Here is an 8,713-nt window from a genome sequence, read left to right as displayed (position 1 = left end):
CCCGGCATGCTCCTCCTGGAAGCCGCCCGGCAGGCCGCGCACGCCGCCACCGGCCGGCCCTCGGCGGTGGTCGGGATGGAGACCGAGTTCCTCCGGTACGCCGAATTCGACGCCCCCTGCTGGGTCTGGGCCGACCGGCTCCCGGGCGATCCGCAGGGGCGCCGCCGAGTGCTGGTCACCTTGGAACAGAACGGCCGGCGCATCTTCTCCGCCGACGTCACCCTGGAAGCGGCCCCGGATCTGATGTGACCCCTGCGCCGAGGGCGGTCACCCGGCCCGGGTGACCGCCTCTCGGGCCACGGGTCTCCCTTCGCGGCCGGTCCGGCCACCGGCAGGACGCCCGTTCCCCGCAGCCGCGGTCGCCGACGGCGCCACCACCGCGCACCTCCCGCCCCCTGGCCGGGGCCCGGTTCGATCGGCTGGGGCGAGGGCGTGCCGGTTCGTATGACGGCGCTGGCGGCCCTGTCGCACCGGTGGGCGGGGCCGCCGCCGCTCGTCATGAGGACGTCCGCCGTGTCCGCGCGGATCAGCCCGTGCGCAGTACCGCCTTCAGCGCCTCCCTGAGGACCGTCTCCGGGTCGGGGACCGCGCCGTCCGCGCGCCAGGCGACGAAGCCGTCCGGGCGGACCAGGACGGCGCCGTCGGCGGTGACGCCGTGCAGGGCGGCCCAGTCGGTGCCCTCGGTGTCGTACATCAGGTCGGCGTCGGCGCCCGGACCGATGCGGTACGCGTCCAGGCGTACCCCGTCGGTGGCGGCGACGCGCCGGGCGGCCTCGTACCAGCCCGCGTCGTCGGGGGCGTCGGTGAGCAGCACCATGGAGCGCTCGTAGAGGTCGAGGGTGGACAGCCGCCGGGCGGCCTGGCGCAGCCACAGGTGCGGGGCGCGGGTGCCGGGGCGGCCGGTGAGGGCGACGGTGTCGGGGATGACCGGCGCCGTGGGGTCGGTGCCGAGGGCGGCGCCCTCGGGGTAGTGGTAGCCGAGGACGACGTTGAGGATGCCGCCGCGCTTGGCACCGCCGACGCCGGGGGCGGGGGCGAAGCCGGGGTGGCTGTGCTCCACGGAGCGGGCGGAGGCGCGGGCGCTGGTGGCGACGGCGACCGGGCGACGCTCGGAGCCGTAGGTGTCGAGGAGGGCGGGGGAGGCCCAGCCGTCGAGGACGGCGGCGAGCTTCCAGGCCAGGTTGTGGGCGTCCTGGATGCCGGTGTTGGAGCCGAAGGCGCCGGTGGGGGACATCTCGTGGGCGGAGTCGCCGGCGAGGAACACCCGGCCGGCCGAGTAGGAGTCGGCGACCCGTTCGGCGGCACGCCAGGACGCCATCCCGGTGATGCGCACGTCCAGGTCGGGCACGCCGACGGCGGCGGCGATGTGCCGCCGGAGCCGCTCCTCGGTGAACTCCTCGAGCGTCTCGCCGAGTTCGGGGTGCCAGGGAGCGTGGAAGACCCAGCGTTCCTTGTTGTCGACGGGGAGCAGGGCGCCGTCGGCGTCCGGGTGGGTGAGGTAGCAGCAGATGAAGCGGCGGTCCCCGACGACGTCGGCCAGCCGGGTGGATTCGAAGGTGACGCTGACGTTGGCGAACAGGTCGCCCGGGCCGCTCTGGCCGATGCCGAGGGCGCGGCGGACCGGGCTGCGGGGGCCGTCGGCGGCGACCAGGTAGTCCGCCCGGACGGTGTAGCGCTCGTCGGTGGAGCGGTCGCGGACGACGGCTCTCACCCCGTCGGCGTCCTGTTCGAAGGACTCCATCTCGTGGTGGTAGCGCAGGTCGCCGCCGAGTTCGCGGGCGCTGTCGACCAGCACCGGTTCGAGGTCGTTCTGGCTGCACAGGCACCAGGCGGTGGGGCTGAACCTCTTCAGTCCGCCGCCGGGGTCGATCTCCCGGAACAGCCACTCCCCGGCGTCGCCGACGAGGGTCGGGGTCTGGAGGATGCCGTGGTTCTCGGCGAGCAGGGAGGCCGCCGCCTTGATGTCCGGCTCGATGCCGGCCACCCGGAACAGCTCCATCGTCCGGACGTTGTTGCCCCGTCCGCGGGGGTGGTGGGAGGTCCCGGCGTGCCGCTCGACGAGCAGATGGCGCACGCCGAGGCGGCCCAGGAACAGGGATGTGGACAGGCCCACCAGAGAGCCGCCCACGATGAGGACGGGGACCCGGTGGTCGGCTGTGTGATGCATCGAGGCCTCCAGAGGCAGGGTGCGTACGGGGCGCCTGTCACTTTCATGCCCGCTATCGAAAGGTTTGGGGCCATTTGCGCTCCGGATCACCCGCGTGGTTCCTACGAGTCGCGGGCTTACGGCCATCGGCACAGGATCAAGAAGCGCTGACGTCGCGTCACGGCGGTGACCGGCGCATCCGAGAACCCCCGCCAAGGAGATGTCCGCACCATGACCACCACCTCTGAACGTCTGTCAGAAGCGCCGGCACGCGAGGTGTCGCGTGTCTCCCAGTCCGTGTTCGACGGCTCGCGGCTCCGGGTCGTTCTGCTGGTCGACGTCTACGAAGGCGCGCAGCAGCAGTTCCTGGAGGCGTACGAGCAGCTCTGCAACCAGGTTGCGTCCGTGCCCGGCCATGTCAGCGACCAACTCTGCCAGTCCATCGAGAATCCATCCCAATGGCTGATCACCAGCGAGTGGGAGAGTGCCCCGCCGTTCCTCACCTGGGTGAACAGCGAGGAGCACGTGCGGATGGTGGAGCCGCTGCACTCCTGCGTGCGCAACACCCGCTCGCTGCGCTTCCACATCGTCCGCGAGACCGGCCGCGCCTACGAGGGCGACGCGCCTTCCCGGGGCCGGCTGCAGAGCGAGGTGCGCATCGGTGACGGAGTGATCCGGCACGCGCTGACCTTCACCGTGAAGCCCGGCACCGAGGACAAGGTGGCCCGGCTGCTCGCCGACTACGCCGCGCCGGAGCCGCGGGTGGACGACTCCACGCGGCTGCTGCGCACCTCGCTGTTCATGCACGGCAACCGGGTGGTGCGCGCCATCGAGGTGCGCGGCGACCTGCTGGCCGCCCTGCGCCACGTGGCGCGCTCGCCCGAGGTGCGGGCCGTGGAGGAGGCCATCAACCCCTATCTGGAGCAGGACCGGGACCTCGACGACCAGGAGTCGGCGCGGCTGTTCTTCACCCGGGCGGCGCTGCCCGCCGTCCACCACGTGATGGCGGACGACCGGCCCGAGGGCACCCGGCGGGCCCTGTACTACCCGGCCCGGCCGGGGTGCGGGATGAAGCTCGCGGAGCTGCTGGCCAGGGCGGACTCGGCGGCCGCGGACGACCCGGCGAGCCGGGTGCTGCGCAGCACGGTCTTCGAGCGCGAGGACGTCGTGGTGCGGCTGGTGGACCTCGCCGACGAGGGCGCGGACGTGGACCCGCTGCCCGCGGACGCCGCCCTGGCCGCCGAACTGCGCGCGCTGCTGACCGATGACGCCGCCCCGATGGAGCTGGTCACCGACCGCCGTTCGCCCGCCGGCTGAGCCCCCGGCCGCCCCACGAGCCCCCCAGAAGCCCGATCACACCACCGGAGGACTGTCGTGATCCAACCCCGTCCGAGAATCGTGGACCTCAGCGAGGTCGAGCCCAACACGCGGCGCGGCGGTGATCTGCGCGCCATGCTCACCCCGGCCACGGTCGGCTCCACCAGCGGCTTCATGGGCGTGGCCCTCGTGCAGCCCGGCGACCGCATCGGTGAGCACTACCACCCCTACTCCGAGGAGTTCGTCTACGTCGTCTGCGGCCACCTGGAGGTCGACCTGGACGGCGAGCCGCACGTGCTGCGCCCGGAGCAGGGGCTGATGATCCCCATCGGCATGCGGCACCGGTTCCGCAACGTCGGCAACGTGGAGGCGCGGATCGTCTTCCACCTGGGCCCGCTGGCGCCGCGCCCGCAGCTCGGGCACGTCGACACCGAGGAGACGCCGGCGGCCGAACCGGCCGGTGCGGGCGCCGACGGGGGAGGGGTCCGGTCATGAACCGGCGCGTGGCGGTCACCGGCATAGGCATCGTCGCCCCGGGCGGCATCGGTGTACCCGCGTTCTGGGACCTGCTCGCCACCGGCCGTACCGCGACGCGGGGCATCACCTTCTTCGACCCCTCCCAGCTGCGCTCGCGGATCGCGGCCGAGTGCGACTTCGACCCGGCGGCGCACGGGCTGGACGCCGAGCAGGTGGAGCGGTCGGACCGGTACATCCAGTTCGCCCTGGTCGCGGGCGAGGAGGCGGTCCGCGACTCGGGGCTGGACCTCCGGCGGGAGGACCCGTGGCGGGTCGCGGTGTCGCTGGGCACCGCGGTCGGCGGCACCACCCGCCTGGAGAACGACTACGTGCTGGTCAGCCATGGCGGCGAGCGCTGGGACGTGGACCCCGACCGGGCCCGGCCGCAGCTGCACCGGGCCTTCACCCCGGCCACGGCGGCCTCCGCGGTGGCGGAACGTTTCGGCGCCCAGGGTCCGGTGCAGACCGTCTCCACCGGCTGCACCTCGGGCCTGGACGCCGTCGGCTACGCCTTCCACACGGTCCAGGAGGGCCGGGCCGACATCTGCATAGCCGGTGCGTCGGACTCGCCGATATCCCCCATCACCATGGCGTGCTTCGACGCGATCAAGGCCACGTCGCCGAACAACGACGACCCCGCGCACGCCTCCAGGCCCTTCGACAACAACCGGGACGGCTTCGTCATGGGCGAGGGCGGCGCGGTGCTCGTCCTGGAGGAGCTGGAGCACGCCCGGGCCCGCGGCGCGCACGTCTACTGCGAGTTCGGCGGCTACGCCACCTTCGGCAACGCCTACCACATGACCGGTCTGACCAAGGAGGGCCTGGAGATGGCGCGGGCCATCTCCACCGCCCTCGACCAGGCCCGGCTCGACCCCACGGCGATCGACTACGTCAACGCGCACGGCTCCGGCACCCGGCAGAACGACCGCCACGAGACGGCGGCGGTCAAGCGGGCGCTCGGGCAGCACGCCTACGACACCCCGATGAGCTCCATCAAGTCCATGGTGGGCCACTCGCTGGGGGCGATCGGCGCCATCGAACTGGTCGCCTGCGTGCTGGCGCTGGCCAAGCAGGCCGTGCCGCCCACCGCGAACTACGAGACCCCCGACCCCGAGTGCGACCTCGACTACGTGCCGCGTACCGCCCGCGAACGGAAGCTGACCAGCGTGCTCTCCGTGGGCAGCGGGTTCGGCGGCTTCCAGTCCGCGGTGATCCTGACCCGGCCGAGGGAGTGAGGACACGATGAGCGAACCCCAGGACCGGCGCGCGGCCGTCACCGGCATCGGCGTGGTCGCGCCCAACGGCATCAGCACCGACACCTTCTGGAAGGCCACCCACGAGGGCCTGAGCGTCCTGGACCGGGTGACCCGCGAGGGCTGTGAGCACCTGCCGCTGAAGGTGGCCGGCGAGGTCCGTGCCTTCGAGGCGGCGGACACCATCGAGGAGCGCTTCCTCGTCCAGACCGACCGGTTCACCCACTACGCCATGGCGGCGGCCGACTTCGCGCTCGCCGACGCCCGGCTCGGCCCGGCCGACACCGCCGAGTCGCCGTACTCGATCGGCGTGGTGACCGCCGCCGGGTCCGGCGGCGGCGAGTTCGGCCAGCGCGAACTCCAGCGGCTGTGGGGCAAGGGCAGCCGGTTCGTGGGGCCGTACCAGTCCATCGCCTGGTTCTACGCCGCGAGCACCGGCCAGGTCTCCATCCGCCGCGGCTTCAAGGGCCCCTGCTCGGTCGTCGCCTCCGACGAGGCCGGCGGTCTGGACGCCCTCGCGCACGCGGCCCGGGCGGTGCGGCGCGGCACCGACGCGATCGTGGCCGGCTCCACCGAGGCGCCGCTCGCGCCGTACTCGGTGGTCTGCCAGCTCGGCTACGAGGAGCTGAGCCGCGAGAGCGACCCGGCCCGCGCCTACCGGCCGTTCACCGAGGCGGCGTGCGGGTTCGTGCCCGCCGAGGGCGGCGCGATGCTCGTGGTGGAGGCCGCCGCCGCGGCCCGGGAACGCGGTGGCGACATCCGGGCCTTCGTCGCCGGGCACGGGGCCACCTTCACCGGCGCCGCCCGCTGGGCGGAGTCCCGCGCGGGCCTCGCCCAGGCCATCCGGCAGGCGCTGGCCGAGGCGGAGTGCGCGCCCGAGGAGGTCGACGTGGTCTTCGCCGACGCCCTCGGGGTGCCGGCGGCGGACCGGGCCGAGGCGCTGGCGATCACCGACGCCCTCGGCGCGCACGGCACGCGGGTGCCGGTCACCGCGCCCAAGACCGGCACCGGCCGGGGCTACTGCGCGGCCCCGGTGCTGGACACCGCCGCGGCCGTGCTCGCGATGGAGCACGGGCTGATCCCGCCGACCCCGAACGTGCACGACGTCTGCCACGACCTCGACCTCGTCACCGGCCGCGCCCGCGCCGCCGAAGCCCGCACGGCGCTGATCCTCAGCCGCGGCCTCATGGGGTCGAACTCGGCGCTGGTGCTGCGGCACGCCGCCGGCCGGTGAACACCGCGGTCCACCGGGCGGCGATCCGCGGCAACGGCGCAGGGAGCACAGCAAAAGGAGAAGAGCACATGTCCAAGATCACCGTCGAAGAACTCGCAGCGCTCATGAAGAAGGCGGCCGGCGTCACCGTCAGCCCCGAGCAGCTCCACGACAAGCCGGACACCGGCTTCGACGCCCTCGGCGTCGACTCGCTGGGCCTGCTCGGCATCGTCGGTGAGCTGGAGAACGAGCACGGCACCCCGATGCCGGTGGACGCCGAGCGCTGCAAGACCCCCCAGCAGTTCCTCAACCTCGTCAACAACACGCTGATGGCAGGAGCCTGACATGGCAGGACACACCCAGAACGAGATCACCATCGCGGCCCCGCTCGACCTGGTCTGGGACATGACCAACGACCTGGAGCGCTGGCCCCAGCTCTTCAGCGAGTACGCCGCCGTCGAGGTGCTCAAGCGGGAGGGCGAGAAGACCACCTTCCGGCTCACCATGCACCCGGACGAGAACGGCACCGTCTGGAGCTGGGTCTCCGAGCGCGAGCCCGACCGCGCCACCCGCACCGTCAAGGCCCGCCGGGTGGAGACCGGTCCGTTCGCCCACATGGACATCCACTGGGCCTACGAGGAGGTCCCGGCCGGCACCCGCATGGTGTGGACGCAGGACTTCGCGATGAAGCCCGAGGCGCCGGTCGACGACGAGTGGATGACCGACAACATCAACAAGAACTCCAAGGTCCAGATGGCCCTGATCCGCGACAAGATCGAGAAGGCGGCCGCCGGGCACCGGCCCGCCCCGGCGCTCGCCGACTGAGCCACGCAGGAGGACCGAAGGCAACGAGGAGAGGACGAACACCGTGCACCAGGCCCTGATCGTCGCCCGGATGGCCCCGGGTTCCGCCCCCGACATCGCCAAGATCTTCGAGGAGTCCGACCGCGGGGAGCTGCCCCGCCTCGTGGGCGTCACCCGGCGCAGCCTCTTCCAGTTCGGCGATGTGTACATGCACCTCATCGAGTCCGAGCGCGAACCGGGCCCGGCCATCGCCAAGGTCACCGAACACCCCGAGTTCAGGGACGTCAGCGAGCGGCTGACGGCGTACGTCAGCGCGTACGACCCGGAGACCTGGCGGTCTCCCAAGGACGCGATGGCGCACCGCTTCTACGTCTGGGAGCGCTCCTGACACTCATCCGCCCACCGGACGGCCGACGGTCGCCGGGCCCGCGGCGAAGCGGGCCCGGCGACCGTCGGCCCGTCGCGGCCGTCACCCCTGCACGTGGCACTCGAAGGCGTGCAGGTATGGGTTGACCGGCCGGATGGTGTCCACGGCGAGCCCGGCCGCGGTGAGCCGGCGCACCATGCTGTCGGTGGTGTGCTTGGCCCCGCCGACGTTGAGGAGCAGCAGCAGGTCCATCGCGGTGCTGAACCGCATCGACGGGGTGTCGTCGACCAGGTTCTCGATGACCACGACCCGGGTCCCGGGCCCGCCCGCCTGGACGACATTGTGCAGCAGCCGGGCCGTGCTCTCGTCGTCCCACTCCAGGATGTTCTTGATGATGTAGACGTCCGCCCGGACCGGGATCGCCTCCCGGACGTCGCCCGGCACGATCTGCGCGCGGTCCGCGAGGTCGCCGCCCTCGCGCAGCCGCGGCAGCGCGTTCTCCACCACCCGGGGCAGGTCCAGCAGACTGCCGTGCATCGCCGGGTACTTGTCCAGCAGGCAGGCCACCACGTGCCCCTGGCCGCCGCCGAGGTCGGCGACGGAATCGGCGCCGGACAGGTCGAGCAGGGCCGCGACCTCGCGCGCCGACTGCTCGCTGGAGCGGGTCATGGCCCGGTTGAAGACGTCCGCGGACTCGGGGGCGTCCTCGTTGAGGTAGGCGAAGAACTCCTTGCCGTACAGGCCCTCCACCACGTTGCGGCCGGTGCGCACCGCCTCGTCCAGCTTGGGCCACGCGGCCCAGGTCCACGGCTCGGTGCACCACAGCGCGATGGCGCGCAGGCTGTTCGGGTCGTCCTCGCGCAGCAGCCGGGACATCTCGGTGTGCGCGAAGGTGCCGTCGGGCCGCTCGGTGAAGACGCCGTAGCAGGTCAGCGCCCGCAACATGCGGCGCAGCGGCTTGGGTTCGGTCCGCACGGCGGCCGCGAGGGCCTCGGCGGACATCGGGGTGTCCCCGAGCGCGTCCGGCACGCCCAGCCGGGCGGCGGCCCGTACGGCGGCGGACAGGGCCGCCCCGAACACGAGCTCGCGCAGCCGCA

General features: G+C 72.9%; 10 protein-coding genes. 8 read left to right on the top strand and 2 right to left on the bottom strand.

Translation table 11 applies throughout. The features are described 5' to 3' along the window. The coding region (locus tag FRZ03_RS22210; RefSeq protein WP_315902660.1) for an AfsA-related hotdog domain-containing protein at nucleotides 1–249 on the top strand (249 nt) is incomplete at its 5' end. A gap of 277 nt (nucleotides 250–526) precedes the next feature. On the opposite strand, the gene FRZ03_RS22205 is transcribed toward FRZ03_RS22210, so the two are convergent. Beyond that, nucleotides 527–2,167 carry an FAD-dependent monooxygenase gene (locus FRZ03_RS22205; protein WP_146466909.1) on the bottom strand — a complete coding sequence of 547 codons (1,641 nt, stop codon included), beginning with the start codon at nucleotides 2,165–2,167 and terminating at the stop codon, nucleotides 527–529. 210 nt (nucleotides 2,168–2,377) lie between these two features. Between FRZ03_RS22205 and FRZ03_RS22200 the strand changes: the two genes are divergently transcribed. From FRZ03_RS22200 to FRZ03_RS22170, 7 genes are all read left to right on the top strand, one after another. After that, nucleotides 2,378–3,463 (top strand): SchA/CurD-like domain-containing protein, encoded by a 1,086-nt coding sequence (locus FRZ03_RS22200; RefSeq protein ID WP_146466908.1) that lies wholly within the window; start codon nucleotides 2,378–2,380, stop codon nucleotides 3,461–3,463. A 57-nt stretch (nucleotides 3,464–3,520) separates the two neighbouring features. Beyond that, on the top strand, nucleotides 3,521–3,958 hold the full coding sequence (locus FRZ03_RS22195; protein ID WP_261399295.1) for a cupin domain-containing protein: 438 nt from the start codon (nucleotides 3,521–3,523) through the stop codon (nucleotides 3,956–3,958). Continuing rightward, nucleotides 3,955–5,214: a beta-ketoacyl-[acyl-carrier-protein] synthase family protein gene (locus tag FRZ03_RS22190; RefSeq protein WP_146466907.1), complete on the top strand. Its 1,260-nt coding sequence runs from the start codon at nucleotides 3,955–3,957 to the stop codon at nucleotides 5,212–5,214. Before FRZ03_RS22195 ends, FRZ03_RS22190 begins: the two co-directional genes overlap by 4 nt. A gap of 7 nt (nucleotides 5,215–5,221) precedes the next feature. Continuing rightward, complete coding sequence (locus FRZ03_RS22185; protein WP_146466906.1) at nucleotides 5,222–6,466, top strand: beta-ketoacyl synthase N-terminal-like domain-containing protein; 1,245 nt, start codon at nucleotides 5,222–5,224, stop codon at nucleotides 6,464–6,466. Nucleotides 6,467–6,534: 68 nt separating this feature from the next. Beyond that, nucleotides 6,535–6,789, top strand: a complete 255-nt coding sequence (locus FRZ03_RS22180) for an acyl carrier protein (protein ID WP_070024068.1) — start codon at nucleotides 6,535–6,537, stop codon at nucleotides 6,787–6,789. 1 nt (nucleotide 6,790) lies between these two features. After that, on the top strand, nucleotides 6,791–7,270 hold the full coding sequence (locus FRZ03_RS22175; RefSeq protein WP_074992630.1) for an SRPBCC family protein: 480 nt from the start codon (nucleotides 6,791–6,793) through the stop codon (nucleotides 7,268–7,270). A 43-nt stretch (nucleotides 7,271–7,313) separates the two neighbouring features. After that, the gene (locus FRZ03_RS22170) at nucleotides 7,314–7,637 is read left to right on the top strand and encodes a TcmI family type II polyketide cyclase (RefSeq protein WP_146466905.1); all 324 of its coding nucleotides are present in this window, start codon (nucleotides 7,314–7,316) and stop codon (nucleotides 7,635–7,637) included. Between the two features lie 81 nt (nucleotides 7,638–7,718). Here the strand turns inward: FRZ03_RS22170 and FRZ03_RS22165 are convergent. Next, nucleotides 7,719–8,713, bottom strand: a 995-nt coding sequence (locus FRZ03_RS22165; RefSeq protein ID WP_146466904.1) for a methyltransferase, incomplete at its 5' end; no start/stop codon positions are given.

Source organism: Streptomyces misionensis (assembly GCF_007896895.1).
In the GTDB taxonomy this organism is placed as follows: domain Bacteria; phylum Actinomycetota; class Actinomycetes; order Streptomycetales; family Streptomycetaceae; genus Streptomyces; species Streptomyces misionensis_A.
Note: the sequence above shows the minus strand (reverse complement) of the source record. Positions and strands in the feature narration are given on the sequence as shown.

Coding starts and splice junctions, on each gene's coding strand:
- FRZ03_RS22205 (WP_146466909.1), bottom strand. CDS start 2,167: ATGCATCACACAGCCGACCACCGGGTCCCCGTCCTCATCGTGGGCGGC.
- FRZ03_RS22200 (WP_146466908.1), top strand. CDS start 2,378: ATGACCACCACCTCTGAACGTCTGTCAGAAGCGCCGGCACGCGAGGTG.
- FRZ03_RS22190 (WP_146466907.1), top strand. CDS start 3,955: ATGAACCGGCGCGTGGCGGTCACCGGCATAGGCATCGTCGCCCCGGGC.
- FRZ03_RS22185 (WP_146466906.1), top strand. CDS start 5,222: ATGAGCGAACCCCAGGACCGGCGCGCGGCCGTCACCGGCATCGGCGTG.
- FRZ03_RS22180 (WP_070024068.1), top strand. CDS start 6,535: ATGTCCAAGATCACCGTCGAAGAACTCGCAGCGCTCATGAAGAAGGCG.
- FRZ03_RS22175 (WP_074992630.1), top strand. CDS start 6,791: ATGGCAGGACACACCCAGAACGAGATCACCATCGCGGCCCCGCTCGAC.